The organism is Dellaglioa sp. CoH-57-MRSF-20 (genome assembly GCF_056781955.1).
Genome location: NZ_JBXAXV010000146.1, coordinates 1 through 387, shown reverse-complemented (window position 1 = coordinate 387; position 387 = coordinate 1). Strand labels below are relative to the sequence as shown.

Annotated in this window: 1 protein-coding gene; it reads right to left on the bottom strand. The window is 57.1% G+C overall.

Annotated elements, in window-relative coordinates; genetic code table 11:
* The coding region (locus AC1RPN_RS08545) for a hypothetical protein (RefSeq protein ID WP_481763767.1) at nucleotides 1–225 on the bottom strand (225 nt) is incomplete at its 3' end.
* Between the last annotated feature and the right edge of the window lie 162 nt (nucleotides 226–387).

Here is a 387-nt window from a genome sequence, read left to right as displayed (position 1 = left end):
CTTCCATACTTGAAACGCGGACTCGATACCGGGGAACGCGAATGTGCCGTCGTCGAGCACGGCAAACGCCGTATCCGGGCTCGTGGCCAGAGCCGGAACCTGGCGGAGAGTCGCTTCATCGTAGTCGTCCTCAAACTCTTTTTGGAATTCAAGACGCTCGACGAGCCCGGGTGCGAGTTTGATCTTCTCGCCCATGACGTTGAGAATGTGGTCGGTATGGCTCATCAAAGTTTCCCGATGGAGGTTGCGAAGTTACGGAGGCGACGCCGAGCATCTTCCGAGTACTCGTCAGCTTGAAGTCGGCGCGCGACAGGGGTATCGAAGGCACCGACGAATGCAGCGTGCACAGAATCGAATTCCAGCTGCAAGTCCAGAACCCTGTTGAGA